This is a genomic window from Corallococcus sp. M7 (assembly GCF_054512695.1).
Genome location: NZ_CM137252.1, coordinates 4,108,911 through 4,124,071, shown reverse-complemented (window position 1 = coordinate 4,124,071; position 15,161 = coordinate 4,108,911). Strand labels below are relative to the sequence as shown.

At 69.0% G+C, this 15,161-nt stretch carries 11 protein-coding genes; 5 read left to right on the top strand and 6 right to left on the bottom strand.

From position 1 onward, the window contains the following. Positions 1-152 precede the first annotated feature (152 nt). Both katG and ACX114_RS16860 read right to left on the bottom strand, forming a co-directional pair. Positions 153-2,345, bottom strand: coding sequence for a catalase/peroxidase HPI (gene katG, locus ACX114_RS16865; RefSeq protein WP_459299113.1), 2,193 nt, complete (start codon positions 2,343-2,345; stop codon positions 153-155). Between the two features lie 82 nt (positions 2,346-2,427). Beyond that, positions 2,428-3,330 (bottom strand): tyrosine recombinase XerC, encoded by a 903-nt coding sequence (locus ACX114_RS16860; protein WP_128796727.1) that lies wholly within the window; start codon positions 3,328-3,330, stop codon positions 2,428-2,430. Positions 3,331-3,416: 86 nt separating this feature from the next. Between ACX114_RS16860 and ACX114_RS16855 the strand changes: the two genes are divergently transcribed. Next, positions 3,417-4,199, top strand: a complete 783-nt coding sequence (locus ACX114_RS16855) for an endonuclease/exonuclease/phosphatase family protein (RefSeq protein ID WP_459299112.1) — start codon at positions 3,417-3,419, stop codon at positions 4,197-4,199. Positions 4,200-4,247: 48 nt separating this feature from the next. Here ACX114_RS16855 and ACX114_RS16850 read toward each other — a convergent pair whose 3' ends face one another. The 3 genes from ACX114_RS16850 to ACX114_RS16840 all read right to left on the bottom strand — a co-directional run bounded on the left by ACX114_RS16850 (position 4,248) and on the right by ACX114_RS16840 (position 8,659). Then, positions 4,248-4,562, bottom strand: coding sequence for a hypothetical protein (locus ACX114_RS16850; RefSeq protein ID WP_459299111.1), 315 nt, complete (start codon positions 4,560-4,562; stop codon positions 4,248-4,250). Positions 4,563-4,689: 127 nt separating this feature from the next. Then, a complete protein-coding gene (locus ACX114_RS16845) occupies positions 4,690-7,560 on the bottom strand; it encodes a hypothetical protein (protein ID WP_459299110.1) in 2,871 nt (956 codons plus the stop codon). A gap of 88 nt (positions 7,561-7,648) precedes the next feature. Next, positions 7,649-8,659 (bottom strand): methyltransferase, encoded by a 1,011-nt coding sequence (locus ACX114_RS16840; RefSeq protein WP_459299109.1) that lies wholly within the window; start codon positions 8,657-8,659, stop codon positions 7,649-7,651. Between the two features lie 53 nt (positions 8,660-8,712). On the opposite strand from ACX114_RS16840, the gene ACX114_RS16835 reads away from it, so the two are divergent. Beyond that, a complete protein-coding gene (locus tag ACX114_RS16835; protein WP_459299108.1) occupies positions 8,713-9,738 on the top strand; it encodes a methyltransferase in 1,026 nt (341 codons plus the stop codon). Positions 9,739-9,760: 22 nt separating this feature from the next. Then, positions 9,761-10,354 (top strand): hypothetical protein, encoded by a 594-nt coding sequence (locus ACX114_RS16830; protein ID WP_459299107.1) that lies wholly within the window; start codon positions 9,761-9,763, stop codon positions 10,352-10,354. 13 nt (positions 10,355-10,367) lie between these two features. Here the strand turns inward: ACX114_RS16830 and ACX114_RS16825 are convergent, their stop codons facing one another. Beyond that, a complete protein-coding gene (locus tag ACX114_RS16825) occupies positions 10,368-10,742 on the bottom strand; it encodes a hypothetical protein (protein WP_459299106.1) in 375 nt (124 codons plus the stop codon). A gap of 55 nt (positions 10,743-10,797) precedes the next feature. On the opposite strand from ACX114_RS16825, the gene ACX114_RS16820 reads away from it, so the two are divergent. Together ACX114_RS16820 and ACX114_RS16815 are read left to right on the top strand one after the other, a co-directional pair. Continuing rightward, the gene (locus tag ACX114_RS16820) at positions 10,798-12,435 is read left to right on the top strand and encodes an LVIVD repeat-containing protein (protein WP_459299105.1); all 1,638 of its coding nucleotides are present in this window, start codon (positions 10,798-10,800) and stop codon (positions 12,433-12,435) included. A 59-nt stretch (positions 12,436-12,494) separates the two neighbouring features. Next, entirely contained in the window at positions 12,495-15,158 is a 2,664-nt protein-coding gene (locus ACX114_RS16815; RefSeq protein ID WP_459299104.1) for an MYXO-CTERM sorting domain-containing protein, read from the top strand. Positions 15,159-15,161: the final 3 nt, after the last annotated feature.

Sequence of the window (15,161 nt, the reverse complement as noted above, 5' to 3'; positions counted from 1 at the left end):
GGGGAGTTCGCGGAGTCCCCGTCGAAGGGGGTGTCCATCGCGCGGGCACTCTACGTCACCCGGAATCCAACGGACACGCCGACGTCACGCCCCCAGCCTGGCCCTGTGAAACAGGGCGAGCAGGCCGGCGGCGCCCCATGCATCCCCGCCGCTCAGATCGTCTTCTTCTCCGGCAGGTCGAAGCGGTCCAGGTTCATCACCTTGGTCCACGCGGCGATGAAGTCCTGCACGAAGTGCGCTTCGCCATCGCGGGCCGCGTAGACCTCCGCCAGGGCGCGCAGCTGCGAGCTCGAGCCGAAGACGAGGTCGGCGATGGTCGCCGTCCAGCGCAGGTCGCCCGTGGCACGGTCGCGGCCTTCGAACAGGTTCGGCGCCTTCTCCGAGCGCTTCCACGCCGTGCGCATGTCGAGCAGGTTCACGAAGAAGTCCGGCGTCAGCTTGCCCGGACGCTTCGTGAACACGCCGTGCGGCGTGTGGCCGTGGTTGGCGTCCAGCGCGCGCAGGCCGCCCACCAGGGCCGTCATCTCCGGCGCGGTGAGCGTGAGCAGGCTGGCTCGGTCGATGAGCGCGGCGGCGGTCGTCGCTTCGGCCCCCGCGCGGACGTAGTTGCGGAAGGCGTCCGCCGCCGGTTCGAGCACCAGGAACGATTCGACGTCCGTCTGCTCCTGCGTCGCGTCCATGCGGCCCGGCGTGAAGGGCACGGTGACCTTGTGGCCGGCGTCGCGCGCGGCGGACTCCACGGCCGCGGTGCCGCCCAGCACGATGAGGTCCGCCAGCGATACGCGCTTGCCGCCGCGCTGCGCGCCGTTGAACTTCTGCTGGATGGCTTCGAGCCTGGAGAGCACCTTCGCGAGCTCGGCGGGCTCGTTGGACTCCCAGTCCTTCTGCGGCGTCAGGCGGATGCGCGCGCCATTCGCACCGCCGCGCATGTCACTCCCCCGGAACGTCGACGCCGAGGCCCAGGCCACCTTGACCAGTTGCTGGATGGAGAGGCCTGAGCCGAGCACCTCCGCCTTGAGCGCGTCGATGTCCGCGGCGTCGATCAGCGGATGGTTGACGGCCGGAATCGGGTCCTGCCAGAGCAGGTCCTCCTTCGGCACCAGCGGGCCCAGGTAGCGCGACTTGGGACCCATGTCGCGATGGGTCAGCTTGAACCAGGCGCGCGCGAAGGCGTCGGCGAACTTCGCCGGGTTCGCCATGTAGTCGCGGGAGATGCGCTCGTAGACAGGGTCGAAGCGCAGCGCCAGGTCGGCGGTGGTCATCATGGGCGCGTGGCGCTTGCCGGGCACGTGCGCGTCCGGCACGGTGCCGTCGCCGCTCTTGCCCACGGGCTTCCACTGGTGCGCGCCGGCCGGGCTCTTGGTCAGCTCCCACTCGTAGCCGAACAGCGTCTCGAAGTAGGTCATGTCCCACTTCGTCGGCGTGGGCGTCCACGCGCCTTCCAGGCCGCTGGTGGTGGCGTGCTCGCCAATGCCGCTCTCGTAGGTGCTCTTCCAGCCCAGCCCGAGCTCCTCGATGTTCGCGCCTTCCGGCTCCGCGCCAACGTGGTGCACCGGGCCGGCGCCGTGGCACTTGCCGAAGGTGTGGCCACCGGCGACGAGCGCGACGGTCTCCTCGTCGTTCATCGCCATGCGCGCGAACGTGTCGCGGATGTCGCGCGCGGAGCCCACCGGATCCGGCTTGCCGTTCGGGCCCTCGGGATTGACGTAGATGAGGCCCATCTGCACGGCCGCCAGCGGGTGCGCGAGCTCACGCTCACCGCTGTAGCGATCGTCGCCCAGCCAGGTGGACTCCGGACCCCAGTCGATGGAATGCGGCTCCCAGATGTCCTCCCGGCCGCCGCCAAAGCCAAACGTCTTGAGGCCCATGGACTCCAGCGCCACGTTGCCCGTGAGGATCATCAGGTCCGCCCAGGACAGCTTGCGGCCGTACTTCTGCTTGATGGGCCACAGCAGGCGGCGCGCCTTGTCCAGGTTGCCATTGTCCGGCCAGCTGTTGAGGGGCGCGAAGCGCTGCTCACCCGAGCGCGCGCCGCCACGGCCGTCGAAGATGCGATAGGTGCCCGCCGCGTGCCACGCCATGCGGATGAAGAACGGGCCGTAGTGGCCATAGTCCGCCGGCCACCAGTCCTGCGAGTCGGTCATCAACGCGTGCAGGTCCTTCACCACCGCGTCCAGGTCCAGCGTCTGGAACTCCGCCGCGTAGTTGAAGTCCTCGACCATCGGATCCGACAGCGAGGAATGCTGGTGCAGCATCGCCAGGTTGAGCTGGTCCGGCCACCACTGCGCGTTCGTGCGCGCGCGGCGATTGCCATGCGCGACGGGGCACTTCATTTCGTCGGTCATGCCGAAACCGTAGGCCGGCGTCGCGCTCGCCGGACTCCCGTTCCGCGAATGGGTTCAACGGCCGTTTGCTATCGAACCCAACTCATGCCCGCGGATGGGCGGCGTCATACACTTCCTGCAACTGTTCGAAAGTCACGTGGGTGTACTTCTGGGTGGTGGACAGGCTCGCGTGGCCCAGCAGCTCCTGGATGCTACGGATGTCCGCGCCGCCGCCCAGCAGGTGCGTGGCGAACGAGTGGCGCATCGCGTGCGGGCTCACCTTGCGCGCCAGGGCCAGCTTCAGCACATACGCGTCCAGGTGCCGCGCGATGCTCCGGGCCGTCAGCCGGCCGCCCTTGAAGTTGAGGAAGAGCGCGTCCGGGTCCTGGCCCTCGCGAAGCTCGGCCAGCAGCTCACCGCGTCTGGCGAGGTACGCCTCCAGCGCGCGGATGGCCTTCACGTTGAGCGGCACCAGCCGCTCCTTGCTGCCCTTGCCCATCACCCGGACGATGCGGCTGCTCCGGTCCACGCCCAGCAGGTCCAGGCCGCACAGCTCGCTGATACGCAGGCCCCCGCCGTACAGCATCTCCAGGATGGCCTTGTCGCGAAGCCCCAGCACCGTGTCCACGTCCGGCATGTCGAGGATGGCGAACACCTCCTCCACCGGTAGCACCTTGGGCAGCGACTTCGGCAGCTTGGGGCTCTTCACCAGCTTGGCCGGGCTGGCGGACAGGAGCTTCTGCCGCACCAGGTACTTGTAGAACGACTTGATGCTCGCCAGCCGCCGCGCGCGGCTCGTGGGCGCATGGTCCACCGCGAGCGTGCCCAGGTAGCCACGGATGGCCGCGTGCGTGCCCGCGAGCAGCGACAGCTTCATCCGCTCCACCAGGTAGCGCTCGTAGTCCTTCAGGTCGATGAGGTAGTTGCGCACCGTGTGCGGCGACGCGCCCTTCTCACCTTCGAGGTGGACCTTGAACTGCTCCAGCAGCGGGGACAGGGTGGACATGGTCGGCGAAGCCTAGGGGGCTCGCGGATCCTCGCAAGATTCACGTCCGCGCGCGAGCGTCCGTCGCTCGTGACAGCATGGGCGGCATGACGGTGGACCTGCGAATCGCCTCCTACAACATCCTGGCGGATGCCTACGTCAAGCCCGAGTGGTTCCCGTACACGCCCGCGGACCTGCTCCGGCCGCGAAGCCGCCACGCACTGCTGGTCCGCCGCATCGTGGACCTGGACGCGGACATCATCTGCCTCCAGGAGGTAGAGCCCGGTAGCTTCGCCGCGCTCCAGGAGGGCCTGAGGCCGCACGGATACACGGGGGTGATGGCCCAGAAGGGGCAAGGTCGCCCCGATGGCTGCGCCGTCTTCCACCGCCTGGAGCGGAGTCCGGGGCACCGGGCCCACCACTTCAGTGACCGGCTGGAGGACGGACGCATCTCCGGGCACCTGGCGCTGGTCGTGGACTTCGACGTCGGCGGAGCGCGGCTGCGCGTGGCCTGCACGCACCTGCGCTGGGACCGGCCCGACCGGCCGGTGGAGCAACACCAGGGCATGCAGCAGGCCACCGAGCTGATCGACGAGCTGGTGCGCAAGGATCCAGAGGCCCTGTGGGTCGTGTGCGGCGACTTCAATGCCCAACCCGGAGAGCCGCTGGTCCAGGCGTTCGAAGCGGCCGGACTGCGGGACGCCTACGCGGGGCGGCATCAGCCGACCTGCAACGCGAATGGCCTCCCCAAGACCATCGACTTCCTCTTCCACCCAGCCGCGCTGCGAGCGTCGCCGGACCCTCAGCCAGCGCTGGACGAGCGGACACCCCTGCCCTCGGAGCAGGAGCCCTCCGACCACCTGCCCATTTCGGTGCGGCTGCGGCGCTGAGGTGCCGCGACGGATGGACGGAGGCGCCCATCCGTCGTGACGCCCCACTCAGTAGGCGATGAAGCTCGCGAACTCGCCCGGCTGGAACGACCGCAGCGTACCAAGCCCGTACGCATAGCCGCTGCAGTCCGCCGTCCGGTAGGCGATCACGTGCTCGAAGTTGCTCCACCCGACCAGGAGGCCGGCGGTGGCAGGGAACGCATGGCACTCGCCGTCAGGGACCGGGAAGTTCGCCACGGGCGTCACGTAGTCGCTGCCATAGAACGTCAGACCCGACTCCCAGTCGATCGCGGAATCAGCGAACGCGGCAGTGGACGAGATGGCGACGACGGCAAGGGCAACACGAAGAGCGGTTCTGCGCATGGTGATATCCTCCCAAGACTGGATTGTCTTTGAATCGAAGGATATCGAGAATGACTTGCAATATCGACAACGAGGCTCACACCCGCAGTAGGGCCGCTGAAGCGCACCAGCAGACATGCTTGAGGCGCTACTTCAGGTTGGCGATCTCCTCCGGGGTGAGCTGCCGGTAGCCCGGCAACTTCGTGAGGTCCACGTTTGGCTTGAGGATGACGTGCTCCATCGTCCCGTACGGGTCCTGGAGGATGTCCTCGGGGCGGATGCGGACCTCGACGATGATGCGCTTCGTCGCCTGGTCGCGGCCCGCCTTGAGGCCCGGCGCCTGGTTCGCGTACGTCAGCGCCGCGCTCTTGCTGTCGCTGAGCATCTGGCCGCCCTGGGCCCCCTTGTAGGTCCCCTGGAGCTGCGTGCCCTCCTGGACGCGGATGCCCCGGTAGAAGACGGCTTCGTCACCGCCGAACTTCGCGCGGAAGAGGCGCTGGAGCTCCTTGGGGTCCGTCACCACACGGCCGACACCGGCCTTCGCCATGCCGGCCACGTCGCGGACCGCGTTGGACATGACGACGTCCGCCGAGTCCCGCCCCACCTGCCGCTTCAGGAGGGACAGCAGCGCTTCGACCTGCTTCGGGTCCTTGGACGCCGCCGCGGACAGCAACGCCGCGGGGTCGCCAAAGGCCTCGCGGAGCACGGAGTCCTTCAGCTTCCCCAGCGTCGCGCCCACCCGGGGGTCGCCTCCAGCGGCCTCCACCGAGCGCAGGTACGCCGCGCGCAGGGCCGCGCCGTCCACCTCTTCGTTGGCGTACGCACGCATCACCTTGCGCAGGTCCGTCACGGCGGTGTCGACGCCCTTCGTGCCCTGGGTCGCGGCCTGCGACAGGCCCCGGCGCTCGGCGTCCACCACGCGGCGGGCCAGCGCTTCGCTCACGTCGGGCAGGGCCGTCAGCTCCCTCTCCAGCTTCCCCAGGTCCTTCGCCTTGGACATCCGGAAGGCCTTCACTGCGTCCAGCAGCGGGCCCGCGGCGGCCAGGTCGAAGCCCGTCTCGACCACGGCCATCACCACCTCGGCCATGGACGGATCGTCCTTCAAGAGGCCCGCCCCATAGGCTGCGTCCTGCGTCATGTAGTCCTGTGCCTTGCGGACCACCTGGGTGGCGCCGATGCCACCGGCGAGGATGATGGGCAGCACCGCCGCGCCCCCGGGAATCAGGCCCACGGCGAGCCCCATCGCGGACAGGCCCACGTCGATGAGCATCTCCTTGCGCCGGATCTCCCCGGCCTGGTCATTGATGACCATGTCCTGCACGGAGCCGGGCTGGATGCCCTGGAGCTGCTTGGAGGAGTTCATCAGCACGTCGAAGCGGTAGACGAGGCTGGGGTCCTGCTCGATGTTGGCGCGCGTCTTCTGGATGTCCTGCCGGCGCGTGGCGAGGTGCTTCTGGATGAGGGCCTGGATGCCTTCCGGACGGGCCTGCACCAGCGTGCGCAGGTCCAGCTTCTCGTCGCGAAGGAGCGGGTGGTCGCGGGCGATCCGGCTCGCCTCTTCACGCGCCTGGGCGCGGAAGGACCGCGCATCCTTCTTGGCCTCGTCGATCTGCTGGAGGATCTGCCGCGGCTGGAGGCGCGGCGAGTCCACTCCCCCAGACAGGTTGGCCGCCGTGTTCTCGGCCTCGACGGCCTTGGCCTCGTACTCGCGCGCCTTCGCCAGGCGCTGGTAGAGGTCCTGGGCCACGGCCGGGTCCTGATACTTGTTCTGCAACTCGTAGAGCGAGTGGTCGGTCCGGGCCATCAGGTCCTTGGCCACCGACACCGTCTCCTTCTCGAAGGAGGTCCGGTAGCCGTTCAGCAGGCCCCTGAACTCGTCGATGCCGGAGATGCCGTGCCGCCGCAGCTCCGACTCGAGGTTGGCCTTCATCCCGTCCAGTTTGTCCAGATGCCCGGTCAGCTCGTTGCTGTCCTCCGACGCCAGGGCCGGAGGGTTCGCCTTCCGGTAGTCGTAGGCCTTGAGCTCCGTGTAGAGGGCGGCGGTCCCCTCGAGCCGCTTCGAGTAGCCATCGAGCGCCTCCAGCCCCTGGAGCCGCTCCGCGCGGTCGGCCCGGTAGGAGTCGATGGACTTGTCCAGCGCGGCCCAGTCGGACGTGGTGCCGGTCGTCTTGCTCAGGTAGTCCGCCAGCTCCAGCGGGGACAGCTTCGACAGCGCCTCCGCGGCGCGCAGGGCGGACGTGTAGTCCTTGGGGGCCGGGGCGCCCTCCTTGAAGAGGATGTCGCGCACGTGCGGTGGCACGTTCTTGAAGAGCTCCTTCGCGAGCAGGTCCCCCTCGATGTTCTTCAGGTAGGCCCGGTCCTGGGACGTGCCCCGGTAGATGCCATTGGTGCGGGACTCGAACTCCGTGCGGGCCGCCTCCTTGAGGCGCTTCTTGTCGCCCGGCGGCAGGTCATTGATCAGCCCGTCCACGGCCTTCTCGTCCTTCGGGCTCAGGGGCCTGCGCGAGTTGTCCGTGACGGCGATCTCGTAGAAGGCCCCGTTGCGGATGGCCTCCGTGATCTCAGGTGTGCCGATGGTCCAGCCCACCTCCTTGGCCTCCACCATGGCCTCGGCACGCGTCCGGTCCACGTTGTTGAACTGCATGGCGAACCGGACGAGCAGCTCCTTGGGCGTGAGCTCCTTGCGCTCCTTCGCGGACAGGCCGTCCAGCCTGATGCGGAACGGAATCGAGACACCACCGCCCTGGGGCGTCTTCTGGACGCCGCCGGTGTTGATGGCGCGCAGGACCGGGGAGGACGACGCCGGAGCCTCCGCGAGCGGAGCGGTGGGCGTGGTCCCCGTGAGGTTGGGCCCCCGGGACGTGGGCGCGGAGGCGAAGCCGTCCCGGCTCGTGTAGGAGAGCGGGGCACGTCGTGCGGGCGCCGGAGTGGGCGGACGGCTGGGAACCGCCGCGGGCCCCGTCCCCAGGGACGTCGGGCCGCGGAAGGTGCTGGTGGCGGTGGCGCTGTGAATCCCCATGGTGTGCCCATCCCCCTCGACGGGCGCGAAGTCCGCGCCCACCAGAGGGATGTCACCCCGGGGAATTCTTTTGCATTTCCCCGGCGCCCTACCCCGCCACGGCCTCCGTGATGCTGAGCGCGGCCGGCGTGGGGATGACGCGCGACAGCCGCAGGCCCGCCCGGGCGAAGAGCTTGCGGAAGTCCTCCTCGGTGCGCTCCCGGCCCGGCAGCGAGGCCAGCATCATCACGTCGAGCACCTTGCCCCCGTGCGGCGCGCTCCCGGGCGGGATGACCGTGTCCACGACGAGCACCCGGCCGCCCTCGGCCATCTCCCGGCGGCAGTGGCGCAGGATGTCCACGCACACGTCATCACTCCAGTCGTGGAGGATGCGCTTGAGGACGTACGTGTCCGCGCCGGAAGGCACCGTCTGGAAGAAGTCCCCTGCCACCAGCTCGCAGCGCTCGGAGAACCCCTCCGAGGCGATGCGGGCCTCATCCAGGACGTGCCGGTGGTCGAAGAGCACGCCCCGGACCGACGGCGTGGAGAGAAGCACTTCGATGAGGAAGCCGCCGTGGCCTCCGCCCACGTCCACCACCCGCCGGCAGGCGCTGAAGTCATAGGCGCGGGCGATGGGAGCGTTCTCCAGGTCCGACAGGCTGGACATGCCCCGGTGGAAGGTGGCGCCCGCCGCGGCGTTGCTCGCGAGGTGGTCGAAGAAGGGCTTACCGAAGATGCGCTCGAAGGCGTTCGTCCCCGTCCGCACCGTCTGCGTGAGCGCGCCGGTCGGCGCCCAGAAGATGTCCTGCGTGAGCATCAACACAGCGCTGCGCAGGGAGCCGGGGGCCTGGGTGCGCAGCAGCTCCGAGGCGGGGGTGAGCCCGAAGTTGCCGTCGCCATCCTCGGAGAACACGCCAGCGCTCGCGAGCAGCCGCAGCACCCGGTACAGCGACGCCGCATCCGCGCCCACGTCCTCCGCGAGCCGGGCCGCGCTCTTGGGGCCCTGCTCCAGGTGGTCCGCGACTCCCAGCTCCGCCGCCGTGGCCAGCGCGCCGGAGACGATGAAACCAAACCCGATATCGACAATGAGCTGCGCCGGATGGACGGTCGGTGAGGTCATCCCGCGGTCGTACTCCCGGTCAAATCCAGACGTCAATCGAGTAGGCTCGCGGCATGAAAATCATGCCCAGCGAGAATCCGTCTCCCACGCAGCAGCTGTTCGCGGCAATCAATGGCCATTGGATCACCCAGGTCATCGGCACGGTGGCCCGCCTGGGGATCGCGGACCTGCTCGTGGGAGGCCCCCGCGACAGTGATTCGCTCGCCACCGAGCTGGGCGTCCACCCGGGCGCATTGTTCCGGCTGATGCGAGGCGGCATCACCGCCGGCCTCTTCACCTCCCCCTCCGAGCGGACCTTCGCCCTGACCCCGATGGGCGAAGGGCTGCGCTCGGACGTCCCGGGCTCGCTGCGGGCGGTGGCCATCATGCAGAGCGACAAGTCCCACTGGTTGCCCTGGGGGCTCCTCTCCGAGGCGGTTCGCACCGGAAAAGCCCCCGTGCGGGCCGCGCTGGGCTCCGACATCTGGGAGCACTTCGCCCGGAATCCCGACGAGGGGGAGCACTTCGCCCGGGCCATGGGCAATCTCTCCGGCCTGGTGGGCAGCGAACTGACGCACCACATCGACTTCGCCCCCTTCGCCCGGGTGGCGGACATTGGAGGCAGCCACGGCGACCTGCTCTCGCAGGTGCTGCGCGCCCATCCCTCCTGCCGGGGCATCCTCTTCGACCTGCCCCGGGTCACGGAGGGCGCGAAGACGGCGCTGGAGTCCCGGGGACTGGCCAGCCGGGTGGACGTGGTGGCCGGGAGCTTCTTCGAGCCTGGCATCCCCGCGGCCGACGCCTATCTGCTCAAACACATCCTCCATGACTGGGAGGACGACGCCTCCCGCACCATCCTCCGCCGTATCCATGAGGCGGCCCCCGCGGGGGCACGGCTCTTCGTGCTGGAGATGGTGATTCCGGACAACCGCAATCCAGACCCTACCCACCTGATGGACCTCAACATGCTGGTGCTCGCTGACGGGCGCGAGCGCACCCGGGACGAGTTCCAGGCACTGTTCGACGCGACCTCGTGGAAGGTGGAGCGCATCATCCCCACCCGGAGCGGAGCCAGCATCATCGAGACGGTGAAGGCCTGAGCGTTTGAACTAGAGTCGTGGGATGACCTTACGACTCCTGCTCCTCCTCGGCGTCTGTCTTCCCTTCACGGCATTGGCCGGTGAGCCCAAGCCACGGACCTATGACATCGTCATCGTCGGCGGCGGGAAGACGGAAGCCGAGGCCCAGGCCGCGCTCGACAAGCTGAAGCCCCAGGTGCTCTGGGTCCGGCTGTCGACCACCGGGTTCCCGGGCGTGGAGAAGTCAGACAACTATCCCGGCCTCAACAAGGGGCTCTACATCGCCGTCCTTGGCCTGTGCCCCAAGGGCGGCGACACGGACATCAAGAAGCTCATGAAGGCGGTGAAGACGTTCGCGCCGGGTGCGTACTCCAAGAGCATCAAGGGCCAGTACGGCGACCCCTGTCCTCCCGACTCGGCCTTCCTGCCTCCGGACGAAGAGGAGAAGCCGCTCCTGGACCGCATCGCGAAGGAGCCGAACTCAGCGGAGGCCTTCTACGCCTACGCCGCGCACCTCAAGGAGGAGGGCCGGCTGGGTGAATCCCAGACGATGGTCGACGAAGCCTTGCGGCTGAATCCGAACCACGCCGAGGCACAGGCTTTGACGCGGGTGCTGATGGTGCTGATGACGGATTGAGCAGGCCTGCCCCTCAAGGCGCTTCTTCGAGGACGAAGCCGAATTGACGCACGTCTTCCCCGACGCGCTCATCCAGGAGGCAGTGCACGTACACCGGCCGGTCCGTCACGCGCGCCGTGGAGAGGAACTCCCAGGTGATCTTCTCCGTGAACTTCACGATCAGCCGCTTCGCCACCGGACCCGACGGAGTCTCGAGCTTCAGCAGGAGCCACGCCTGGCTTCGGTCGTTTCTGGAGGCGCTGACCTCCTTGATGACGGCGAGATAGCGTTGCCCCTCACGGCGGACACGGTCGTACCGGTTCTGCTCCCAGGTCGGGATGCCGACGAAGAGCAGGCCCCCGATGGCCAGGAAGAGGGCGACGACAAAGGCGAAGGCTGCCAGGAACATCGAGGCAGTATACCCACATCCCAGACAATCGGTGTAATGCTATACACTCCCTGGCATGGCCCTCGAGTCCCCTGCCCTTCGTGCAGTCATCCTCGGTTGTGCCCTGCTGTCGTCCTCCTGCTCGGACACGTCCAAACCCCCGCCCCCGCCTCCTCCCGAGGACCCCTGGGACGGGACCTATACGCCCCTGGCCGACCCGTCGGACTGGGTCGACCGGGGCGAGTACGCCCCCTGCGCGTTCACGCCGCCCCCGGGGACCGTCGTCGACTGCGACGACCCGTCCCTCTTCGACCTGTCGAAGTGTGACACCGCCTCGCTCGCCGCACTGGAGCCGCATGGCATCTACCAGGTGGACATGCGCCACGCCTCGGGCCTCGCGGACTTCGCCGGCATCCGGGTCCCCGCGGATGGCGGCACCGCGACCATGAACTACCTCCCGACGATGCGGAGCGCTCCGGTCGCGCGGCAGCAACTCCAGGGAGGCTTCCGCGTCTCCGCGCGCTACACCTTCCGGGACACCGTCCGGGACCTGGTCTTCGCGGGCTGCGGCGTCACCGGGCCCGGGCTGGTGACCGGATGCTTCGCCCGTTGCACCGATGGCAAGGTCGCCACCTCGGGCACCTTCGAGGCCGCGCGGATGACCTGGGCGCGGGGCGAGTCCGAATCCTCGGGAGGGCTGCGGCTCCTCTCCGAGACCCACGTCCAGACGGTGCGCCCGGTGGATGTGTATGTCCACCGGAGCCACGCCTACGTCGTCTCCATCGACGACCCGATCACCCAGGCCCCGGGAGGGCTCGCGGTAATCGACGTCCGCGACCCGAGCCACCCCGTCATCACGAAGCGGATCACCCTCCCGGGAGACTCGTACTGGAACGCGGCCTGGGCCAAGGACGACGCGCTCTACATCGCCAGCAAGAGCTCGGGCGTCATCGTCTTCGACATCACCCGCCCCGAGGACCCGGCCTTCGTACGCAGCGTGCCCGGCCGCGGGCCCATCGATGTCCACACGATGTTCGTGGATGGCAACCGGCTCTACGCCGTGTCACCGGGTCCCGCCCCCACCGGCGAGACGCTTGTTTTCGACATCTCCACGCCGCTCCAGCCCGTCCTGCTCAATCGCTTCACCGCCGCCGACACGACGTCCGCGTTTCCCTCGGCGCACGACTCCTTCGCCTATCAGGACCGGCTCTACGTCAACCACTTCAGCGCGGGCTACGTCGTCTACGACGTGAAGGACCCGATGAGCCCCCGGGAGCTGGGCCACTACACGTTCGAGACCGACAACAGCTACGCGACGAGCCACGCGAGCGCGGTGGGCACCTTCGCGGGGAAGACCGTCGCGTTCGAGGGCGGCGAGTACCAGGGCGCCCACCTGCGCGTGCTGGACGTCACGGACCCCACGAACATCCAGCTCATGGGGCGCTACAAGCTGCGGCCGCAGACCTCCATCCACAACATGATCCTCAAGGGCCAGCGGCTCTACATCGCCTATTACCAGGAGGGGCTGCGCGTGCTGGATGTATCGGTTCCCCCTCGGCCGCGCGAAATCGCCTGGTTCAACACCTTCCGTGAAGCCGACCTGAACCGGGGCGATGACCTGCTCGAAGGCGCCATTGGCATCCGCGTTCCCGGAGACGGCCACGTGTACGTCGTGGACACCGCCCGGGGCCTGCTCATCTTCAACGAGCCCTGAGCTGGCGCGACGGGGTTCGGATTGGGGATGATGCCGGCCTCTTCAGGGGGAAGGTGTCGATGCGCGCCGTGGTGGTGATGTGGCTGTGGGCTTCGGTGGTTGGGGCGACGGAGCTGTCCAACGAGTTCTCACTGGAGTCGCCCCGGTACGGGCGGCTGCTGGCCAACGTCCGGTCGCCACGCGCCGCGACGGGTGGTGGCGTCACGCTGCTGGTCTGGAGTGACGAGCGGCGCGGGGAGAACAGCGCCTTCCATGGCACCGGCCCGGAAATCCATGCCGCGCGCATCGACGCGGACGGCAACGTGCTGGACCCGGCCGGCATCCCCCTGTGCACCGCGGCCCACGGCCAGGAGGCCCCCGCGGTGACGTGGGATGGCAAGCAGTTCCTCGTCGTGTGGCAGGACTACCGGGACAACCGCAACTACGCCATCTACGGCGCGCGGGTGAGCCCCGACGGCACCGTCACCACCCCGCCCGATGGCTTCCGCATCTCCGCCCCCATCCCAGCCATCGACGGTAGGTGGGAGGTGGACCCGAAGGTGGCCTCGTCCGGAGGCGTGAGCCTGGTGGTGTGGCAGCGCGGCGGCGTCTATGACTACGACATCCTCGGGACCCGCATCCGAGACGACGGCACCGTGCTCGACACCCCTCCGGTGGTGCTTGTCTCCACCGCCGGCAATCAGGCCAACCCCACCGTCGCGGGCGGTCCCGATGGCTTCCTCGTGGCCTGGCAGGATGGCCGCCACCAGGTGGGCGAGACCCATGAGTGGGACATCTACGCCACGCGGGTGGCGCCCTCCGGAGAGGTGATGGACGCCGCGGGCATCCCGGTGAGTGTCCTCGCCTCGAGCTACCAGACGTTTCCCCGGGCCCTCTTCGACGGGACGAACTACCAGGTGCTGTGGAGCGACGGCCGGAACTCCTCCTACGGCGACTTCTACGGAGGGCGGGTGAGCGTCGCGGGTGAACCGCTGGACGGCACCGGGGTGCGCATCACGCCGGCCAGTAGCGACTACAAGCAGGGCCCGGCCATCGCCTTCGACGGGACGCAAACCTGGGTCGTCTGGCGCGCCGCGACCGGCTCGTACGACGAGCGCTTCTACGGGGTGCGCTTCGGCAAGGATGGCGGGGTGAAGGACACCGCGCGGGTGCCCCTCTTCACCCACTCGGGGCAGAAGACGCTGTATGACCTCATCTTCGACGGCACGCGGCTGCGCGCGGTGTGGGCCGAGTACGTCGGCTCGTACGGCCTCAAGTCCGGGCGCTTCGAGACGAACGGCACCCCGGTGGATGGAGCGGGCCGCTTCCTCGCCTGGGGCGCCAACGTCCAGGACGTGCCGAGCGTGGCCTCCGCGGGAGGCACCGGGCTCGTGGCGTGGCGGGACCGGGTGGGCGAGGAGGCCGCGAGCACCACCAGCATCCGGATCCAGCCGCTGAACGCCGACGGGCAGCCCACGGGCAACGTGCGGGTCCTCCCCTCTCCGACCTGGGTGGTCAGTCCGGTGGTGAGTGCTGGCGACGGCATGTACCTGGTGGCCTGGGGCCAGGAATCCAGTAGCTATGACATCAAGGCCCAGCGGGTGCGGCCGGACGGAACGCTCATCGACGCGCAGCCCCTCACGCTCGCCACGAACACCCGCTCCGGCCCCGCCTCCATCGCCAGCGCCGGGAACACCTTCTTCGTTGTCTGGGAGGCGGCGGGCGGCCGCATCACCGGGGTGATGGTTCGCGAGGACGGCTCGGTGTCGAGCCCCATCCCGCTTCCCAGGCCTGCCTCCAACACCCAGACGCAGCTCCAGCCGAAGGTGGCCTTCAATGGCACCCACTTCCTGGTCGTGTGGGCGAACTACAACGGCGATTACGACATCCATGCCGCCCGGGTCAGCCCCACCGGGCAACTGGTGGATGCGACACCGCGGATCATCTCCGCCGCGGCGTCCTCCCAGTTCGAGCCGGACGTCGCCGCGCATGGCGACTTCCTGGTCACCTGGTCGGACTACCGCAAGGGAGGAGGCTGGCCGGAGATGCGCGCCGCGCGCGTGGCGAATGACGGCACGCTGAAGGACCCGGACGGAAAGGTCGTCGTCCCCGGCGGTTCGATGAAGCGCTACGCGCAGCCGCTGTTCGACGGCTCCGGCTTCACCATCCTCTGGCAGCAGGGGTCGGATGCATTCATGGGTCCCAAGCTGGCGCGCGTGTCGCTGGACGGGACGGTGTTGACGCCCGCGCCGCTGGACGTGTGGCCCGCCGAGGACAACGCGAACCCGGCGGGCATGGCCCTGCTCGCGCCCCACAAGGCGGTCATCGTCTACCAGCGCTTTGATTCGGGTCCCGGCCTCTACATGAACCGCGTGCACGGGCGGGTGCTGAGCATCACGCCGGAAGAGGACAAGCCGGACGCCGGCAGCGGCGACGCGGGCCTGGACAGCGGCGTGGATGCCGGCACCGACGGGGGTGGCGGCAACACGGATGGAGGCAGCGACGCGGGCACGGACGGCGGCGTGGATGCAGGCACGCAGCCGGATGCGGGCACGACGGTCGATGCGGGCACCGCGGTTGATGCGGGCACGACGGTCGATGCGGGTACCGCGGTCGATGCGGGCACGGGTTCCCCGGAGGAGCCCGAGGACTCCGGCTGCGGATGCTCGTCCGCGGGCGCGCCTGTCTGGGGCTTCCTGCCGCTGGCGTTGCTGCTGCGCCGCCGCCGTTCGCGTGCGGCGTAGAGA